The sequence below is a fragment of the Streptomyces sp. Ru62 genome (genome assembly GCF_002920615.1).
In the GTDB taxonomy this organism is placed as follows: domain Bacteria; phylum Actinomycetota; class Actinomycetes; order Streptomycetales; family Streptomycetaceae; genus Streptomyces.
On sequence record NZ_PQSU01000001.1, the window covers coordinates 218,211 to 237,198 of the forward strand.

Here is an 18,988-nt window from a genome sequence, read left to right on the forward strand (position 1 = left end):
CCACCCACGACCCGCACGCGGAGGAATCGCATGACCACCCTCATCGAGCCCGAAGAACACAAGGCCCTGCGGTCGGCGGTGGCCGCCCTCGGCAAGCGCTACGGCCGCGACTACCTGACCCGCACCGTCGCCGAGGGCAAGCCCCCCACCGAACTCTGGAGCGAGGCGGGAAAACTCGGCTACCTCGGCGTCAACCTCCCCGAGCAGTACGGAGGAGGAGGCGGTGGCATCGCCGAACTGTCCATCGTCCTGGAGGAGCTGGGTGCCGCGGGCTCCCCCCTGCTGATGCTCGTCGTCTCACCGGCGATCTGCGGCACGGTGATATCCCGCTTCGGCACGGAGGAGCAGAAGCGGGACTGGCTTCCCGGACTCGCCGGGGGAAGCCGCCTCATGGCCTTCGGCATCACCGAGCCCGACGCCGGCTCCAACAGCCACCGGATCACCACCACGGCCCGCAGGGACGGCGCCGACTGGCTGCTCACCGGCCGCAAGGTGTTCATCTCCGGGGTGGACATGGCCGACGCCGTGCTGATCGTCGGCCGTACCGAGGACGCCCGCACCGGACGCCTCAAGCCCTGCCTGTTCATCGTCCCGACGGACGCGCAGGGCTTCCAGAAGCGACCGATCGACATGGAACTCAACGCGGCCGAGAGGCAGTTCGAGCTGACTCTGGACGACGTACGGCTGCCCGCCGACGCGCTGGTCGGTGGGGGCCCCTCCCACGCTTTCGGCAGTGGGGGAGAGGACGCGGGGCTCCTCCAGCTCTTCGCGGGGCTCAACCCCGAGCGGATCATGACCGCCGCGTTCGCCATCGGCATGGGCCGGTACGCGCTCGCCAAGGCCGTCGAGTACGCCCGCGACCGCACGGTGTGGAAGGCACCCATCGGCGCCCACCAGGCCATCGCACACCCCCTGGCGCAGGCGCACATAGACCTGGAGCTGGCCCGGCTGATGATGCAGAAGGCGGCCCGTCTCTACGACGCCGGCGACGACACCGGCGCGGGCGAAGCCGCGAACATGGCCAAGTACGCGGCGGGCGAGGCCTGCGTGAAGGCCGTGGACCAGGCCGTGCACACCCTCGGCGGCAACGGGCTCACGCGCGAGTTCGGGCTCGCCTCGCTGATAACGGCCGCGCGCGTGTCTCGTATCGCCCCGGTGAGCCGGGAGATGATTCTCAACTACGTCTCCCACCAGACCCTGGGCCTGCCCAAGTCGTACTAGGCGCCCTGTGCGAGGAGGAACCGTGTTCCGCAGCGAGTACGCAGACGTCCCGCCCGTAGAACTCCCCATCCACGAGGCCGTCCTGGGCCGGGCCGCCGACTTCGGCGACCAGCCGGCCCTCATCGACGGCACGGACGGCACCACCCTCACGTACGAGCAGGCGGACCGGTTCCACCGGCGCCTAGCCGCCGCCCTCGCCGAGACGGGCGTCCGCAAGGGCGATGTCCTCGCCCTGCACAGCCCCAACACGATCGCGTTCCCGATGGCGTTCTACGCGGCCACGCGCGCGGGTGCCGCCGTCACCACCGTGCACCCGCTGGCCACCGCCGAGGAGTTCGCCAAGCAGCTCGGCGACAGTGCGGCCCGCTGGATCGTCACCGTCTCCCCGCTGCTGGAGACGGCCCGCCGGGCCGCCGAACTCGCGGGCGGCGTACGGGAGATCCTCGTGTGCGACAGCGCGCCCGGGCACCGCTCGCTGAGCGACCTGCTCGCCACCACCGCCCCCGAGCCGGAGACCGGCATCGACCCGGCCGGGGACATCGCCGCGCTGCCGTACTCCTCCGGCACCACCGGCACCCCCAAGGGCGTCATGCTCACCCACCGGCAGATCGCCACCAACCTCGCCCAGCTCGAACCCGCCGTCCCGGCCGGACCCGGCGACCGCATCCTCGCCGTCCTGCCGTTCTTCCACATCTACGGCCTCACCGCCCTGATGAACGCGCCCCTGCGCAAGGGCGCCACGGTCGTCGTCCTGCCGCGCTTCGAACTGGAGACGTTCCTCGCCGCGATCGAGAAGCACCGCATCACCGGCCTGTACGTGGCCCCGCCGATCGTCCTCGCCCTCGCCAAGCACCCGGCGGTCAGCCGCTACGACCTCTCCTCGCTGAAGTACGTGATCAGCGCCGCCGCCCCGCTGGACGCCCGGCTCGCCGTCGCCTGCGCCGAACGCCTGGGCCTGCCCCCGATCGGCCAGGCGTACGGCATGACCGAACTGTCCCCCGGCACCCATGTCGTCCCCCTGGACCGGCTGCGCGAGGCTCCCGCCGGCACGGTCGGCAGGCTCATCGCCGGCACCGAGATGCGGATCGTCTCCCTGGACGACCCCGGCACGGACCTGCGCACCGGCGAGTCCGGCGAGATCCTGATCCGGGGCCCCCAGGTGATGAAGGGCTACCTCGGCCGCCCCGACGCCACCGCCGCGATGATCGACACCGACGGCTGGCTGCACACCGGGGACATCGGGTACGTCGACGCCGACGGCTGGCTGTTCGTGGTCGACCGGGTGAAGGAACTCATCAAGTACAAGGGCTTCCAGGTGGCCCCCGCCGAACTGGAGGCGCTCCTGCTCACCCACCCGGACATCGCCGACGCGGCCGTCATCGGCGCGTACGACGAGGACGGCAACGAGATCCCGCACGCCTTCGTCGTCCGCGCCCCCACCGCCGACGGCCTGAGCGAGAACGACGTCCTGCTGTACGTCGCCGAACGCGTCGCCCCGTACAAGCGCGTCCGCCGGATCACCTTCATCGACACCGTCCCCCGCGCCACCTCCGGCAAGATCCTGCGCCGACAGCTCAGGGAGCACACGTGACGCACCACCCGACCGCACGGATCGGCCGCACACGCGCGCGTGCCGTCGACACCCTCAGCCTGGACTCCACCGGCACCCGCAACGCCCTCTCCGCCGCACTCGTCACGGACCTCGCCGAGGTCCTGACCGACTGCGGCAAGGACCCGGACGTACGGGCCGTGGTCCTCACCCACACCGGTACGACGTTCTGCGCCGGCGCCGACCTGCGCGACCCGCCCGACCCCGACGCCCTGGTGGCCCTGCTCCGGCAGATCGTGGAGCTGCCCAAGCCCGTCGTCGCCCGGATCACCGGCCATGTCCGCGCCGGCGGCCTCGGCCTGCTCGCCGCCTGCGACATCACCGCCGCCTCCACCGACGCCACCTTCGCCTTCACCGAGGTGCGCATCGGCGTGGCCCCCGCCGTGATCTCCCTGCCGGTGATCCCCCGCGCCGACCCCCGCGCCCTGGCCCGCTACTACCTCACCGGCGAGCGCTTCGGCCCGGCCGAGGCCGCGCGCCTCGGCCTGCTGACGCTGACGGCGGACGACGTCGACGACGCCCTGGCCCCCGTCCTGGACGGCCTGCGCCGCTCCTCCCCGCAGGCCCTGGCCGAGACGAAGCGGCTGCTCACGGCTAGGGTGCTGGAGACATTCGACCGGGACGCGGCCGAGCTGACCGCGCTCTCGGCCCGGCTGTTCTCCTCCCCCCAGGCCCGGGAGGGGATGACGGCCTTCCTGGAAAGACGTGATGCGGCATGGGTGGTGTGAGTACGACGGAACGGGAGCGCGTTCCCAAGCAGGACCGCAGCCGGGCCACCCGGCAGCGGCTCCTGAAAGCCGCCGTGGCCTGCCTCGCCGAGCGCGGCTGGGCGGGCTCCACGGTCGCCGTCGTGGCCGAGCGGGCCGGCGTCTCCCGGGGCGCGGCCCAGCACCACTTCCCGACCCGGGAAGACCTCTTCACCGCCGCCGTCGAGTACGTCTCCGAGGAACGCTCCCTCGCACTGCGGGCCCTGTTCCCGGACGGCGCCGCCGACCGCCGGGCCGTCGTGTCGGCCCTGGTCGACCTCTACACCGGCCCCCTGTTCCGGGCTGCCCTGCACCTGTGGGTCGCCGCCTGTGACGAGGAACAGCTGCGCCCGCGCGTGACCGAGCTGGAGGCCCGCGTCGGCCGCGAGACCCACCGCATCGCCGTCGACCTCCTGGGCGCCGACGAGTCCCGCCCCGGCGTCCGCGAAACCGTCCAGGGCCTGCTCGACATGGCCCGGGGCCTGGGCCTCGCCAACCTCCTCACCGACGACACCGCCCGCCGCGAACGGGTCGTCGCCCAGTGGGCGGCGCTGCTGGAGGAGGGGCTGGGCTGAGGCCGGGCCCGGCCGTGCCGGCTCCGGGAGCGTGCCGGGGGAGCCACCGTGCGGGCGCGTTACCCTTGGGCCCATGCTTCCGATGCTCGTTCGCCGACGCCACGTGGACTACGTGCGCGTCACGAGCATGGGCTGTCGGCGCCTCTCCGCCTGACCAGCCCCCTCTTCTCTCCTTCTCCTTTTCCCGGCACCCGGGGGCCGCCACCACCCCTCGGCGGTCACCCCTGCCCCGTACACCCCGCGGACGCATCATGACCACGCACACAGTGACGTCGTACGACCAGCTCCCGATCATCGACCTGTCGGCCGCCGACGGCGACCCGCGGGCCCGCGCCCTGCTCCACGCCCAGTTGCACAGCGCCGCACACGACGTCGGCTTCTTCCAGCTCGTCGGCCACGGCGTGACCCGGGCCGAGACCGACGCGCTGCTCACCGCCATGCGCGCCTTCTTCGCCCTCCCCGAGGCCGACCGGCTCGCCCTGGACAACGTCGGCTCCCCGCACTTCCGGGGCTACACCCGCACCGGCGACGAACGCACCGGCGGCGCCCGTGACTGGCGCGACCAGCTCGACATCGGTGCCGAACGCCCCGCCCGCGTCCCCGGCCCCGGCGAGCCGCCGTACTGGTGGCTCCAGGGCCCCAACCAGTGGCCGGCCGCCCTGCCCGAACTGCGCACGGCCGCCCTCGCCTGGATCGACAGGCTGAGCGGGGTCGCCCACCGGCTCCTTCGGGAACTGCTGACCGCCATCGGCGCCCCGGCCGACTTCTACGACCCGGTCTTCGGCGACCGCGCCCACCCGCACCTCAAGCTCGTCCGCTACCCCGGCAGCGCGGACGACGGCACCGACCAGGGCGTCGGCGCCCACAAGGACTACGGCTTCCTGACCCTGCTGCTCCAGGACACGGTCGGCGGCCTCCAGGTCCAGCGCGAGGACGGCCGCTTCCACGACGTCCCGCCCATCGAGGGCGCGTTCGTCGTCAACCTCGGCGAACTGCTGGAGGTGGCCACCAACGGCTACCTCCTGGCCACCAACCACCGGGTCGTCAGCCCGCCCGGCGCCACCGAGCGCTTCTCGGTGCCGTTCTTCTACAACCCCCGCCTGGACGCGAGGGTCGAGCCGCTCCCGTTCCCGCACGCGTCGCAGGCCCCCGGCATCACGACGGACCCGACGAACCCCCTCTACGCCGAGTACGGCTACAACGAGCTGAAGGGCAAGCTCAGGGCCCACCCGCTGGTGGCACAGCGGCACCACGGGAACTTGTTGACCCCGGCCTGATCAACTCCCTGGGGCGCGGGGCCGTATCGATGCGCGGCCCCGCCACGCGGGCGCGACGAGCCACAACCGGCCCGCAGTCGCCCCCGCGCCCCAGGCACCCCCTCAGTGGCCGATATCCGCGTACCCGGCGATGTCCTGGGGCCGACGCGGCCCCGGCCCCACATACCGGGCGGAAGGCCGCACCAGCCGCCCCGTCCGCTTCTGCTCAAGGATGTGCGCCGACCACCCGGCCGTACGGGCGCACGTGAACATCGACGTGAACATGTGCGCCGGCACCTCGGCGAAGTCCAGCATGATCGCGGCCCAGAACTCCACGTTGGTGGCGAGCACCCGGTCCGGCCGCCGGTTGTGCAGCTCCTCCAGCGCGGCCTTCTCCAGCGCCTCGGCGACCTCGAACCGCGGCGCCCCCAGCTCACGTGCCGTACGCCGCAGCACCCGGGCCCGGGGATCCTCGGCCCGGTACACCCGGTGCCCGAACCCCATCAGCCGCTCGCCCCGGTCGAGCGCCCGCTTGACGTACGCCTCCGCGTCCCCCGTGCGCTCGATCTCCTCGATCATCCCGAGCACGCGCGAGGGCGCACCGCCGTGCAGCGGCCCGGACATCGCACCCACCGCGCCGGACAGCGCGGCGGCGACATCCGCGCCGGTGGAGGCGATGACCCGGGCGGTGAAGGTGGACGCGTTCATGCCGTGCTCGGCGGCGGAGGTCCAGTAGGCGTCCACGGCCGCCACGTGCTTGGGGTCCGGCTCGCCCCGCCACCGGATCATGAACCGTTCCACCACCGAGTTCGCCTTGTCGATCTCGCGCTGTGGCACCATCGGCAGCCCCTGGCCGCGCGCGGACTGGGCGACGTACGACAGGGCCATGACCGCGGCCCGCGCCAGGTCCTCCCGGGCCTGCGCCTCGTCGATGTCGAGCAGGGGCCGCAGCCCCCACACGGGGGCGAGCATGGCGAGCGCCGACTGGACGTCCACGCGGATGTCACCGGAGTGGACGGGGATCGGGAACGGCTCGGCGGGCGGCAGGCCGGGGTTGAAGGCGCCGTCGACCAGCAGTCCCCACACGTTCCCGAAGGAGACGTGGCCGACCAGGTCCTCGATGTCGACGCCCCGGTAGCGCAGGGCGCCGCCCTCCTTGTCCGGTTCGGCGATCTCCGTCTCGAACGCGATGACCCCTTCGAGCCCGGGTACGAAATCGGACATCAGGCGGCTCCTCGTGATGTGTGGGCGGCGGTCACCCCGGTGATGCCCCGATCCGTCGGTGGTCACCCGTGGTCAACCCAACCGCAAAGGGAGCAGCACGATAACCCCCGGTGCCACAGTTGGGGATACCACGCGACACTCAGTGCCATACCCGTTCGATACGGCAAGATGACCGCGTGACCGACCGTGACCCGCTCCTGGATCCCGTCCTCGATCCCGCCGCCATGCGCAAGCAGTACCGGGCCGACGGCCTCGCCGAACAGGATCTCGCCACCCATCCGATGGACCAGTTCACCCGGTGGTTCGAGGACGCCGCCCGCGCGGCCCTGCACGGCACGCTCTACGAGCCCAACGCGATGGTCGTCTCCACGGCGGACGCCGAGGGCCGTCCCAGCTCACGCACGGTGCTGATGAAGCAGTTCGACACCGACGGCTTCGTCTTCTTCACCAACTACGACTCCCGCAAGGGCCGCGACCTGACGCAGAACCCGCACGTCTCGCTGCTCTTCCCCTGGCACCCGCTGGCCCGCCAGGTCATCGTCACCGGCACCGCCCGGCGCACCGGCCGCGACGAGACCGCCGCCTACTTCCGCACCCGCCCGCACGGCTCCCAGCTGGGCGCCTGGGCCAGCGCCCAGTCCACGGTGATCGCCTCCCGCACGGAGCTGGACACGGCCTACGCCGCGCTAGAAGCCCGCTACCCGGAGGACGAACAGGTCCCGGTCCCCCCGCACTGGGGCGGCTTCCGCGTCACCCCGGAGACGGTCGAGTTCTGGCAGGGCCGCGAGAACCGCCTCCACGACCGCCTGCGTTACGCCGCCCGGCCGGACGGCACCTGGAAGGTCGAACGCCTCAGCCCCTGACCGGGACCCGGAGGAGGCGGGCGGGAACGCAGACGACCCGCGGGCTGGGTTCCTCAAGGAGGAGCCGGCCGGACGTACCGGCAGCCCGCGGGTCGGGTGACTGCTTGGGATTGGGCCGGCTGCACGCACCGTTCGCGTGCTGGTCCGGCACCGCACATGGTGTGGTGACGGGCCGCTAGCCCGCAGCCACCTCACGCGTCCGGTTCTCATACATCTGCCGAACCACCTCCCTTCTCGTGTAACCGACACCCTAAGAAGCCGTCGCGACGGGCTCAACTGTTTTTTCACCGGCGCGGTGACTGGTATAGGTGCTCGTGTGACGGATCTTCGAACAGTGGGCGTCGACGGCGACGGGATGCTCGAACAGTGGCGGCACGTCCACAACGTGGTCGTCCCGCCCGCCGCGATGTCCGCCGAGGAGGCACGGGAGCGGCAGGACCGGTACCGGCTGGCGAACGCGTACCTCGGCGAGGTGCTCGTCGGCTGTTCGACCGTGCGCCCGCCGGCGGGGGAGGGGAGAGTGGCGACCGTCATCGCGCGCGTGTTGCCGGAGTTCCGGCGGCGGGGCTTCGGCACGGCGATCCACGAGGACGCGCTGGCCCACGCGCGCGTGCTGGGCGCCGAAGCCGTCGAGACGTGTGTGCTGGCCGCCAACGAGGACGGGCTGCGGTTCGCCGCGCGGCACGGGTATGCCGAGATCGACCGGTATGTGCTGGACGGGGAGCGCGACGAGTGGGTGGACCTGCGGCTCTCCCCGGGCACCCCGGTGCATTGATCCCCGCAATCTTGCGGGAACAGGGTGTGGGGTGTGTCACGTTCGAGTTGAATGATGGGCAGTGAGCGAACCGAGCGCCGTGCGTGCGCGGACGCAGTCTCCAGGGGGTCCAGGTGAGTGCTTCGCGGCGGAGTGGGACCACTGATGAACTGGGGCCGGACGAGCCCGGTGAGTCCGGCGGCTCCGATCTGCTCGCAGCGCTGCTCGACGGCATGGACGCGGCGCTGTGCGCCTTCGACGCCGACGGGGTCGTGACCCACTGGAACCGGGAGGCCGAGCGGATCCTCGGCTGGACGGCCGCCGAGGCCGTCGGACGGCACGGGTTCGCCGGCTGGGCGGTACGCAGCGCCGACGCCGAGGAGGTGCAGGCCCGGCTGCTGTCGGCGATGCGGGCGCCGGGCCGGCAGGTGCACGAGTTCGCGCTGGTCACCAAGGACGGTGGGCGGGTGCTCGTGCGGACCCAGTCGGCCGCCGTGCGCGGACCCGACGGGAAGCCCGCGGGGGTGTACTGCGCGTTCAGCGAGGTGCACGCGCAGATCGACCTGGAGCGGTCGATCGCGCTGAGCGAGGCGCTGTTCGAGGACGCGTCCTGGGGAGTCGTCCTGGTCGACGCCGACCTGCGGCCCGCCGTGGTGAACGCGCACGCGGCACGGGCGCTGGGAGTGGGGCGCACGTCCGTGCTGGGGCGTCCGCTGGGCGAACTGCTCGCGCAGGGCGTGGAGGAGCTGGAGGCCGCGCTGACCCACGTCCTGGCCGAGGGCGCGCCGCCGGCCCCCGCCGAGATGTGGGTGACCGTCCGCGCCCCGGAGGGCGAGAAGCGGCGCTGCTGGCGCAGCGGGTTCCTGCGGCTGTCCTCACCGCTCGCCGAGGAGCCGGTGCCGCTCGGGGTGGGGTGGCTGTTCGAGGACGTCACCGGGGCCAAGCAGGCGGAGCAGGAGGCGGCCCTGCTGCGGTTCCGGACGAACCAGTTGCACCGGGCGGCACGGGCCGCGGCCGAGTGCGAGGACCCGGCGGAGGCGGCCACCGTCCACCTGGACTTCGCCCTCGCCGGCTTCGCCGACCACGCCCTCGTCGACCGGGTGGCGGACCGCTCGCGCGCGCACGACGCGGACGGCCCGGGTCCGGTCCGGCTGGTACGGCTCGCGGCCACGCCCGCCGGGGCGCCGGGCCCGAGCCTGCTCACGGGCGCGGCCGGGCTCCCCGTGCGCTACCCCGAGGGCCACCCGGCGATCCAGTGCGTGGAGCGGGGCGGCACCGTGCGCGCGGACGCCGGACCGGTCTCCGCCCAGCGGGCGCGGGAATGGGCACGGGAGCGCCAGTGGCCCGACGACGCGGTGCACGCACTGTGCGCGGTGCTGCGCAGCCGGGGCCGGACGCTGGGCGTCGTGACGTTCCTGCGCGGTTCCGGCCGAAGCCGCTTCGAACGGTCCGACACGGCGTACGCGGAGGACGTGGCCGTACGGATCGCGACGGCACTGGACCTCGCGGAGACACTGCGCGAGCGGCCGGAGGAGCAGACACCCTGACGAGCGCGGGGCGTTGTCAGTGCCGGTAGAAGATCCGGTCGCCGTACTCCGTCATCACCCGGCCGTTCCACTCGTGTCCGCCGTCGACGTTGCCGGAGCGCAGCAGCGGGGGTTCGATGCCGCGGTCGGCGAGGGTGGCGGCGGCGGTCGCCATGACGGCCTGCATCAGGGCGCTGGTGACGACCGTGGACGCGGGGGCGAAGGGCGCCGGGATGGTGTCGAGGGTGAGTTCCGCGTCCCCGACGGCGATCTTCGAGTCGAGGACGACGTCGCAGTGGTCCTTGAGGAAGGTGCCGGAGGCGTGCCGGGACGTCGTCTCCGAGGCGTACGCCACCGAGGTGACGCCGATGACCTTCACACCGAGGGAGCGTGCGGTGAGGGCCATCTCCACGGGCAGCGCGTTGCGGCCGGACAGGGAGATGATCACGAGGGCGTCACCGGCGCGCAGCGGCGACGTCTCCAGCACGGCGCTCGCGAGGCCGTCGACACGTTCGAGGGCGGAGCCGAGGGTGGCCGGGATGACGTCGACGCCGACGACGCCGGGGACGGCGAGCAGGTTCATCAGGGCCAGTCCGCCCGCGCGGTAGACGACGTCCTGGGCGGCCAGGGACGAGTGCCCGGCGCCGAAGGCGAACAGGCGGCCGCCGGCCGTGACGGTGTCGGCGAGCAGGGTGCCGGCCGCGGTGATCGCCCCGGCCTCCTCGTCGCGGACCCGTTGCAGCAGGCCGATGGCGGCGTCGAAGAACAGGTCGGCAGGCGTGCCGTCGCTCATGCGGTGCCCCTTCGCAGCGTCTGTGTCGCGGATCACCGTGCGGTCTGGACCAGTGCGGTGTCAATACGGCCGGGCGGCAGCGCCCCGCAGGGGGACCGGCCGGCACCCCGAGCCGGCCCCCGTTTCGCCGGTGCGGCCCGCTTGTCAGTGGTATCCGGCAGAATTGATGCCAGGGCCGGCGCACGCGGCCGGCTGCCGGCAGAGGTAATCGAGGGGCACGTATGTCCGGACTGATCGACACCACGGAGATGTATCTCCGCACCATCCTCGAACTCGAAGAGGAAGGCGTCGTCCCCATGCGCGCCCGCATCGCGGAGCGGCTGGACCAGAGCGGGCCGACGGTGAGCCAGACGGTGGCGCGGATGGAGCGCGACGGCCTGGTCTCCGTGGCCAGCGACCGCCACCTGGAGCTGACGGACGAGGGCCGTCGGCTGGCGACGCGCGTGATGCGCAAGCACCGTCTGGCCGAGTGTCTGCTGGTCGACGTGATCGGGCTGGAGTGGGAGCAGGTGCACGCCGAGGCGTGCCGCTGGGAGCACGTGATGAGCGAGGCCGTGGAGCGCCGCGTGCTGGAGCTGCTGCGGCACCCCACCGAGTCGCCGTACGGCAACCCCATCCCCGGCCTGGAGGAGCTGGGTGAGAAGGACGGCGCGGACCCGTTCCTCGACGAGAGCATGGTGTCGCTGGCCGACCTGGACCCGGGCTCGGACGGCAAGACGGTCGTCGTCCGCCGTATCGGCGAGCCGATCCAGACGGACGCGCAGCTGATGTACACGCTGCGGCGCGCGGGTGTGCAGCCCGGTTCGGTGGTGAGCGTGACCGAGTCGCCCGGCGGCGTGCTGGTGGGCAGCGGCGGCGAGGCTGCCGAGCTGGAGGCGGACACCGCCTCCCATGTGTTCGTCGCCAAGCGCTGAGACGGAGAGGGCCCCGGCGCTTGCGCGCCGGGGCCTGTCCTCCCCTGTGCTGACCCGGAGCCCCGAGCTCTCAGGGTCACCCCCTCGGACCGGCTTTTCCCCGAGCGGTCCGCCTCCCGCCAGAAACATCCCCTCGGCTGAGACGATCATTCCCTGAGGGGTGTCACTCAAATGAGGGGTGTTGAACGCGGAGACGCAATTTTCGAATAGGCATTCGATAGCCTGAAGTGGCTGGACGACGAGGACGGCGGAGCTGGGGGGCCAGGTCAGATGGCACGGCGTATCGATGTGACGGGAGCGGGCGGGGTGCGCCTGGCCGCCTGGGAGTTCGCCGACCCTCCGAAACCGGAGGCGGATCCGGACACCGAGGGGGAGGCGGAGTCCGGCGCTCCGGGCGTGCTCTTACTCCATGGTCTGATGGGCCGCGCCTCCCACTGGGCGCCCACCGCCCGCTGGCTCGCCGGCCGCCACCGCGCCGTGGCGCTCGACCAGCGCGGCCACGGCCAGAGCGAGAAGCCCCCGCGCGCCGCGTACACCCGCGAGGCCTACGTCGAGGACGCGGAGGCCGCCGTGGAACAGCTCGGCCTCGCCCCCGTCCTCCTCATCGGCCACGCCATGGGCGCGCTGACCGCCTGGCAGCTCGCCGCCAAGCGCCCCGACCTGGTGCGCGGCCTGATCATCTGCGACATGCGGGCCTCCGCCCTCGGCGCGGCCTCGCAGCGCGAGTGGGCCGACTGGTTCCGGTCCTGGCCCGTCCCCTTCGCCAGCCTGGCCGACGTCCGCAAGTGGTTCGGCGAGGACGACCCCTGGGTGGAGCGCCCGAGTCCCGCGCGCGGGGCCTTCTACGCCGAGGTGATGCACGAGTGCGAGGACGGCTGGCGGCCCGTCTTCGACCCCGAACAGATGCTCAGCTCCCGCGATACATGGGTCTACGACGCCCACTGGGAGGAGCTGGCCCAGGTCCGGTGCCCGACGCTGGTGGTGCGCGGCGTGGACGGCGAGCTGGGGCGGGCGGAGGCCCAGGAGATGGTGCGGGTGCTGCCGCGCGGGGAGTACGCGGAGGTCCCGGATGCGGGGCACCTGGCCCACTACGACCTGCCGGCGGCTTGGCGGGCCGCCGTCACACCGTTCCTCGACGGCTTGCCCGTGGGGTGAGTGCCTACGCGTCTGCCGGGTCGTCCTCTCGTCGGCGGGCGCGGGCCGGTGGTGCGACCAGCCACGACGACCGGTGGCCGCCACGTCACCGGCACCCGGCAGACGAGTGGGCGCCGGCTACCGATCCCTCCCGCACGCATAGGCCAACGGCGAGATCAACTCCTCCGCGTCCGGCAGCCACCGGTTCGCCGGCGTCGGCCGGCGGGCCCACTGCGCGGCCCCCCGGGACCCGAACCGCGTGGGAGGCGCCGCCACGTACGCGCCCTCGCCCAGGGTCATGAGGTCCAGTGACGCCGGCGACCAGCCGAGCTTCCGTACCAGCTCCGGCACCTTCGCGGTCGCACCGGGCAGGACGAAGAACTGCATGCGCCGGTCCGGGGTCAGCGTGACCGGTCCGAGTGTCAGCTGCATCCGCTCCATCCGGGCGAGCGCCAGGAACCCGGCGCTCTCCGGGACGGACAGCGCGTCGAACGTCCGGCCCGTCGGCAGCAGGATCGCCGCCGTCGGCTGCTTCTGCCACATCCGGCGCGCGACGGTCGCACTGCCGGTCGCCTGGGTCGCCCAGTCGGGGCGCGCGGGGTGCGCACCCGGCGCAGGGCAGGAGGCGTCGCCGCACGAGCAGCGCTGCCTGCCGTCGACGGCTTCCAGCCAGGTGCCCGGGAACACGTCCCAGTGCCGTTCCTCGGCGTAGCGTACGGCGGTCTCCAGCAGCGACTCCCCGCGCTGCTGCGGGATGTGACCTGCCGTCTGAGTGTCCTGGGCGCCCGCGATCGTCTCTTCCACGTCCCACTCAACTCCCGCACCCACCTGGAGTTACGGCCGTAACGCGCGCGGGGGAGGAGCATCGATTCGGCAGTCGGGGCGCATGGGTGCATGGCCGGGGGCGCGCGGGAGGGGGCGGGGCGTGAGATGGGTAGTCAGGGATGGGGGGAACCGCCTTTACCCCGGCAATCCGCATATGTCACGCATTGACGTTATGTCAGCTGGGCAGTGATCTTCCGGCCGGATCTTTGTGCTCCGGAGGATCGCAACACGCTCCAGGGGATCGCAACGCAGGGGGTAGCACATGGCCGCAAGGCCTCTCGTGGCGAGGCAGCCCAACGAACGGCTGCAGGCACTCATCCAGGAAGCGGGGTGCTCGAACGCCGGGCTGGCCCGGCGGGTCAACATGTGCGGCGCCGAGCACGGCCTCGACCTGCGCTACGACAAGACGTCCGTGGCGCGCTGGCTGCGCGGCCAGCAGCCGCGGGGCCGGGCCCCGGCGATCATCGCCGAGGCGCTCGGGCGCAAGCTCGGCCGTACGGTCACGATCGACGAGATCGGCATGGCCAACGGCAAGAACCTCGCCTCGGGGGTCGGTCTCCAGTTCTCGCCGACGGTACTGGGCGCCATCGAGCAGGTCTGCGAGCTGTGGCGCAGCGACGTGGGGCGCCGGGACTTCCTGTCCGGCTCCTCCGTCGCCGCCTCCGCGCTGGTCGAGCCGAGCCGCGACTGGCTGATCTCGGCGCCGGACCCCCAGGTGGCCCGGCAGGCGGGCCCGCGCGTCGGCCAGTCCGACGTGGCGGCCGTACGGTCCATGACCCGGGCGTTGGTGGACCTCGACCACCAGTACGGCAGCGGGCATGTGCGCCCGGTCGTCGTGCACTACCTCAACAGCGTCGTCTCCGGTCTGCTCGCGGGCTCCTACCGGGAGGCGGTCGGCCGGGAACTCTTCGCCGCCGTCGCCCGGTTGACGGAGCTGGCGGGGTACATGGCCGTCGACACCGGGCAACCGGGCCTCGCCCAGCGGTACTACATCCAGTCGCTGCGGCTCGCGCAGGCCGCCGGGGACCGCGGGTACGGCGGTTACGTGCTCGCCGCGTCCATGAGCCACCTCGCCGCGCAGCTCGGGAACCCGCGCGAGATCGCCCAGTTGGCGCGGGCGGCGCAGGAGGGGGCGCGCGGGCAGGTGACCCCGCGCGTGGAGGCGATGTTCCACGCCGCCGAGGCGCGCGGGCACGCCCTGCTCGGTGACGCGCGCGCGGCGCAGGAGGCCGGCGGCCGGGCGATCACGGCGATGGAGGGGGCGGACGACTCCGCCGGGGACGACCCGGTGTGGATCGCGCACTTCGACGAGGCCTACCTGGCCGACGAGTTGGCCCACTGCCACCGCGACCTCGGGCAGGCCGACCAGGCCGCGCGGTACGCCGAGCAGTCGCTGGCCGGGCACCCGGAGTCCCGGGCCCGCCGGCGCGCCATCGGCTATGTGCTGCTCGCCACGGCCCAGGTGCAGCAGCGCGAGATCGAGCAGGCCTGCACCACGGGCATGAAGGCGGTGGAGCTGCTGGAGACACTCCGCTCCAACCGGGGCGCCGAGTACCTGGACGACCTCCAGCAGCGGCTGGAGCCCTTCCGGGAGGAAGCGGTGGTACGGGAGTTCGGGGCGCGGCTCGATCTCCAGCAGGCCGCGTGAACACCAGCCCGGTCGGAGCGTGAACGAACGGGAAACGGCACCCGGGTGTGCGCCGGGTGCCGCGCACAGCGCTTTCGCGGGGCGCTGGTGTTACCGCTGTCACAGGGAGGAGGTCGCGAACCGCACTGCGTGGCACGGGGCTCGGGGGAGCCGGTAGCGTGAGCCGACGATTCACAAGGTCCCCCATTAGTAGGAGTCCCGGTGACGCAGAGTGGACAGGGCGATGAGCCCTCGGCGCGGACCGCGCGCGAAGGCATCGTGCTGCCCTCCGACGGAGGAGAGCCCCTGCTGCCGGGCATGACAGGGACGCCCGCCCCCGCCCACCCGGCCGGCGGGCAGGCCTGGGGCGGTTCGTGGGGCCCCGAGCAGCAGGCGCCCCAGCCGGGCCAGGGCTGGCCCCCGGCGGCGGCCCCGCAGTGGGACGCCCCCGGCGGCCCCGACCAGCGGCCCCCCTCCGCGGCGAACCCCGGACCGCTGCCCCCGGAGGGCGCCCCGGCCCCGTCGTACGGCGGCCAGGCCCCTGCCTACGGCGGGCCGACGGCTTCCTACGGCGGCCAGGAGGCGCACTACGGCGGTCAGGACGGTCCCGGCGCCTACGGCGCGGCCGAGCAGCCCGCGTACGGCGCGCCCGATCCCTACCAGCAGCACGCGCAGCAGCAGCCGTACCCGGCGCAGCCCGTTCCGGGTCAGCCCTCCGCCGCGCCGCATCCGTCCGCGTACCCGGCCGCGGGCGCCCCGCTGCCCCCGAGCGCGGACGGCGCGACCCAGTACCTCCCGCCGGTGCCCGCCGGCCCGGCCGCGCCCGGCGACGAGGGCGCCACCCAGTACATACCGCCCGTGCAGGCCGACGGCGCCACCCAGTACATACCGCCGGTCCCCGCCGGGGGCGGCGTCCACGAGGCGGCCACCCAGTACATGCCGCCGGTCTCGCCCGGCGCGTTGCCGCCGGAGTCGGCCGGCGAGGAGACGCGCTACCTCGGCCAGACGCCCCGGCAGGCGGCGCCCGCGGCCTCGGACGCGGAGGCCACGCAGTACATCCCGCCGTACGCCGCCCAGGCGCAGGCGCAGGGGGCGGACCGGCAGCCGCCCGCCGAGTTCGACAACCTCTTCCGCGGCGGCCCCGGGGGCGGCGACAGCCCGGCCGGGTCAACCCAGCAGCTGCCGCGGGTGCAGCAGGACGCCTACCCCGGCCCCGCGCAGGCGTCGTACCGCCCGGCGCAGCCGTCGTACGACGCGGGTCCGGACGACGACGGCGGGCGGCGCCGGGGCCGGTCACGGGTGCCGCTGATCGCCGCGATCGGCGTCGGCATCGTCGTGCTCGGCGTCGGCGCCGGCGCGCTGCTCAGCGGCGGGGGCGACAAGGACCGGGGCACGGACGACAAGACGGTCGCGGCCACCTCCCCGGCCACCCAGGACTCCGCCTCGCCCGCCGCCGACCCCGTCCGGCAGCAGGCCGTCGAGCTGGACAAGCTGCTCGCGGACAGCGGCAGCAGCCGGGCCTCGGTGATCCAGGCGGTGGCGGACGTCAAGCAGTGCGACAACCTCGACCAGGCCGCCTCCAACCTGCGGGACGCGGCCCGGCAGCGCGGCCAACTGGTCACGCGGCTCGGCAAGCTGTCCGTGGACAAGCTGCCCGGCAACGCCGATCTGACGGCCGCGCTGACCAAGGCATGGCAGGCGTCCGCCGCGGCCGACAACCACTACGCGGCCTGGGCCGACCAGGCCAAGGGGCACAAGGTCTGCCGCAAGGGGCACGCCCGCACCACCGGCGAGACGCAGGCCGGCAACCGGGAGAGCGGCACCGCCAGCGCGCAGAAGACGAAGGCGGCGGCGCTGTGGAACGCGATCGCCAAGCAGTACGGCCTGACCCAGCGCCAGCCGACCCAACTGTGACGGACGACCGTCACGGCACGTCGGCGTTCTCCAGGGTCGAGGTCATGTCGGCGATCCCGTTGGTGCCGCCGATGTCCTTGCGGGCCGCGACCAGCTTGCCGTCCCGGACCACCTGGAGGGTGACGTCGGCGTTGACCAGCCGCGGGAAGCCGACCGCGGCCAGCTTGCTCTCGTAGGGCCAGTGCAGGGTCGGGGTGAGGCCGCCGGTGGACACCCGCAGGCCGTCGTTGAGGGTGCGCCGCACGGTGTCGGCGCTCACCTCGCCCTCGCCGATCTTCTCCAGGACGGCCTTGAGGACGGTGTAGGCGATCCACGTGGTCTGCACACCGGCGTCCGCGGGGTCGATGCGGTTGTCGCCGAAGGCCTCCTCGTTGATCACCTTCTTCATCGGGTCCCAGCGGTGGTCGGAGGCGACCGGGTACCAGCCGGTGATGTACGCCCCCTCGTACGGCCCCGACGCCCCGCCGGTCGCGTTGATCACGGTCTGGTCCACGCTGCCGAGCACGGTCGCCGTGCGTACGGCCGGGAAGTTCTCGCGGGCCCGCCGGAAGGAGTCCATGAAGGTGTCCGTGCGGTCCCCGAGGGCGGGCACCACACAGCCCTTCCTGGTCACGTCCTCGGTCGCGTGGCGCAGCGCCTGTTCGGCCTGACCGCCGTACTCGGTGGCGTCCTCCGCGGCGAGCTGGTCGCCGGCGTCCGCGTGGCCGCCCGCCTTGAGACCGGCGTCGAGCATGGCGGGCAGCTGGTCGCCGGCGATGCTGTCCGGGCGGACCAGGGCGACGTTGCCGCAGCTCTCCGCGAGGGCCCTGCCGAGGCCGGCCAGGAGCGCGGGCTGGCCGCCGTTGACCGGGTAGGACATGGCGCCGGTGAACTCGTCGTTGGTGACGCCGTAGCCGCCGATGTAGGGGATGCCTGCACCCTCCAGCGGGGCGAGGTAGGAGTCGCCGAACTGGCTGTAGGAGCCGACGACCGCGACCACGTTCTCGGTCGCCGCGCGCCGGGCGCACCGCGCGGCGCCCACGCCGTCGTTGTGGTCGTTGCAGGTCAGCACCTGAAGCTTGCGGCCGTTGATGCCCCCGTGGGAGTTGATCCACTTGGCGTAGGCGCGGGCCATCGCGGGCATGCCGGGCTTGTTGGTCGCGTCGGTGTCCTGCGGGGCCCAGGTCATCACCTTGACGGGGTCATCCCCGGAGCCCCCCGTGGCACCGGGGATGACCCCGCACGCGGCGGTGAGGGACGCACAGAGGGCCACCGCGCCCGCCGCGAGGACGGTGGCTCTGACGGGGCGGGGAAGGACGGGGAGAGGAGTACTGCGCGTGCGTCGCCTGCCGGTCATGCACACGCACGATTCCCTCACAGGACCAACCCCGGAGTGACTCTTGGTCAACGAAGGGTGACACGGAGGTGAATTACGGGGGCCGGTGAGATACAGGGGACGGGGAACGTACGATCGATGACCGTGCAAGGTTCGGAGAACTCTTCCCGTCGCGGCCGTCGCTCCTCCACCATGGGCGGCATGCCCTTGAACGACATGCCGTGGTGGCGGTGGCGCAGCAATGTGCGCTCGGCGCTGCACATGCTCTCCGACCCGGTGTTCCAGCGGGACGTCTGGCTGGCCGGCGTGGACGGCTACGGTGACGTCACGGACGCGGTGTACCGGCTGGTGGAGGACACCTGGCTGGACAGCTGGTCGGCCGAGAAGTACGTCGGCACCATATTCCGGGACTCGCAGGAGGCGGCGCTCGTCGACACCGCCGTGCTGCGGGTGCTGCGGATCATGCACCAGGTCGGCCCGGACGCGCCCGTCGCCGCCTACCTGGACCACTCCGGCTGGCCGGACGCGGTGCGGGCGGCCCGGGACGCGCACGTGCGGATGTCGGTGAGCGACGGGGAGGACCCGGACGTGCCGCCGAAGAGCCTGGACGTGCTGCGGATCCTGACGAGGTCCTGACGGGTCCTGGCGGGGTCCGCGTGGCGGACGGCCGCCCCATGGCGGGTGGCCGGTGT

17 protein-coding genes are annotated in these 18,988 nt (G+C 73.1%); 13 read left to right on the forward strand and 4 right to left on the reverse strand.

What is annotated here, in order from left to right:
- Positions 1 to 30 precede the first annotated feature (30 nt).
- The 5 genes from C3492_RS01090 to C3492_RS01110 all read left to right on the forward strand — a co-directional run bounded on the left by C3492_RS01090 (position 31) and on the right by C3492_RS01110 (position 5,428).
- Complete coding sequence (locus tag C3492_RS01090) at positions 31 to 1,221, forward strand: acyl-CoA dehydrogenase family protein (protein ID WP_103809803.1); 1,191 nt, start codon at positions 31 to 33, stop codon at positions 1,219 to 1,221.
- Positions 1,222 to 1,243: 22 nt separating this feature from the next.
- Complete coding sequence (locus C3492_RS01095) at positions 1,244 to 2,812, forward strand: 4-coumarate--CoA ligase family protein (protein WP_103809804.1); 1,569 nt, start codon at positions 1,244 to 1,246, stop codon at positions 2,810 to 2,812.
- Complete coding sequence (locus C3492_RS01100) at positions 2,809 to 3,558, forward strand: enoyl-CoA hydratase family protein (RefSeq protein ID WP_103809805.1); 750 nt, start codon at positions 2,809 to 2,811, stop codon at positions 3,556 to 3,558. Before C3492_RS01095 ends, C3492_RS01100 begins: the two co-directional genes overlap by 4 nt.
- The gene (locus C3492_RS01105) at positions 3,546 to 4,151 is read left to right on the forward strand and encodes a TetR/AcrR family transcriptional regulator (protein ID WP_103809806.1); all 606 of its coding nucleotides are present in this window, start codon (positions 3,546 to 3,548) and stop codon (positions 4,149 to 4,151) included. Before C3492_RS01100 ends, C3492_RS01105 begins: the two co-directional genes overlap by 13 nt.
- A gap of 251 nt (positions 4,152 to 4,402) precedes the next feature.
- Positions 4,403 to 5,428, forward strand: a complete 1,026-nt coding sequence (locus C3492_RS01110) for an isopenicillin N synthase family oxygenase (RefSeq protein WP_103809807.1) — start codon at positions 4,403 to 4,405, stop codon at positions 5,426 to 5,428.
- Positions 5,429 to 5,530: 102 nt separating this feature from the next.
- On the opposite strand, the gene C3492_RS01115 is transcribed toward C3492_RS01110, so the two are convergent.
- Entirely contained in the window at positions 5,531 to 6,631 is a 1,101-nt protein-coding gene (locus tag C3492_RS01115; protein WP_181140129.1) for a citrate synthase 2, read from the reverse strand.
- Positions 6,632 to 6,807: 176 nt separating this feature from the next.
- Between C3492_RS01115 and pdxH the strand changes: the two genes are divergently transcribed.
- The 3 genes from pdxH (at position 6,808) to C3492_RS01130 (ending at position 9,795) form a co-directional block, all read left to right on the forward strand.
- The gene (gene pdxH, locus C3492_RS01120; RefSeq protein WP_103809808.1) at positions 6,808 to 7,494 is read left to right on the forward strand and encodes a pyridoxamine 5'-phosphate oxidase; all 687 of its coding nucleotides are present in this window, start codon (positions 6,808 to 6,810) and stop codon (positions 7,492 to 7,494) included.
- A 355-nt stretch (positions 7,495 to 7,849) separates the two neighbouring features.
- Complete coding sequence (locus C3492_RS01125) at positions 7,850 to 8,269, forward strand: GNAT family N-acetyltransferase (protein WP_103810027.1); 420 nt, start codon at positions 7,850 to 7,852, stop codon at positions 8,267 to 8,269.
- 113 nt (positions 8,270 to 8,382) lie between these two features.
- The gene (locus C3492_RS01130; RefSeq protein WP_103809809.1) at positions 8,383 to 9,795 is read left to right on the forward strand and encodes a PAS domain-containing protein; all 1,413 of its coding nucleotides are present in this window, start codon (positions 8,383 to 8,385) and stop codon (positions 9,793 to 9,795) included.
- Between the two features lie 16 nt (positions 9,796 to 9,811).
- Here C3492_RS01130 and C3492_RS01135 read toward each other — a convergent pair whose 3' ends face one another.
- Positions 9,812 to 10,567: an SIS domain-containing protein gene (locus C3492_RS01135; protein ID WP_103809810.1), complete on the reverse strand. Its 756-nt coding sequence runs from the start codon at positions 10,565 to 10,567 to the stop codon at positions 9,812 to 9,814.
- 221 nt (positions 10,568 to 10,788) lie between these two features.
- Here C3492_RS01135 and C3492_RS01140 point away from each other — a divergent pair, with 221 nt between their 5' ends.
- Positions 10,789 to 11,481: a metal-dependent transcriptional regulator gene (locus C3492_RS01140; RefSeq protein WP_014673345.1), complete on the forward strand. Its 693-nt coding sequence runs from the start codon at positions 10,789 to 10,791 to the stop codon at positions 11,479 to 11,481.
- 270 nt (positions 11,482 to 11,751) lie between these two features.
- Positions 11,752 to 12,636: an alpha/beta fold hydrolase gene (locus tag C3492_RS01145; RefSeq protein WP_103809811.1), complete on the forward strand. Its 885-nt coding sequence runs from the start codon at positions 11,752 to 11,754 to the stop codon at positions 12,634 to 12,636.
- A gap of 117 nt (positions 12,637 to 12,753) precedes the next feature.
- On the opposite strand, the gene C3492_RS01150 is transcribed toward C3492_RS01145, so the two are convergent.
- A complete protein-coding gene (locus tag C3492_RS01150; protein WP_103809812.1) occupies positions 12,754 to 13,419 on the reverse strand; it encodes a bifunctional DNA primase/polymerase in 666 nt (221 codons plus the stop codon).
- 283 nt (positions 13,420 to 13,702) lie between these two features.
- Between C3492_RS01150 and C3492_RS01155 the strand changes: the two genes are divergently transcribed.
- Entirely contained in the window at positions 13,703 to 15,088 is a 1,386-nt protein-coding gene (locus tag C3492_RS01155; protein WP_103809813.1) for a transcriptional regulator, read from the forward strand.
- Between the two features lie 201 nt (positions 15,089 to 15,289).
- Positions 15,290 to 16,981 (forward strand): hypothetical protein, encoded by a 1,692-nt coding sequence (locus C3492_RS01160; RefSeq protein ID WP_103809814.1) that lies wholly within the window; start codon positions 15,290 to 15,292, stop codon positions 16,979 to 16,981.
- A gap of 10 nt (positions 16,982 to 16,991) precedes the next feature.
- Here C3492_RS01160 and C3492_RS01165 read toward each other — a convergent pair whose 3' ends face one another.
- Positions 16,992 to 18,317, reverse strand: a complete 1,326-nt coding sequence (locus C3492_RS01165) for an ABC transporter substrate-binding protein (RefSeq protein ID WP_181140130.1) — start codon at positions 18,315 to 18,317, stop codon at positions 16,992 to 16,994.
- A 117-nt stretch (positions 18,318 to 18,434) separates the two neighbouring features.
- Here C3492_RS01165 and C3492_RS01170 point away from each other — a divergent pair, with 117 nt between their 5' ends.
- Positions 18,435 to 18,932, forward strand: coding sequence for a hypothetical protein (locus C3492_RS01170; RefSeq protein ID WP_103809816.1), 498 nt, complete (start codon positions 18,435 to 18,437; stop codon positions 18,930 to 18,932).
- Positions 18,933 to 18,988: the final 56 nt, after the last annotated feature.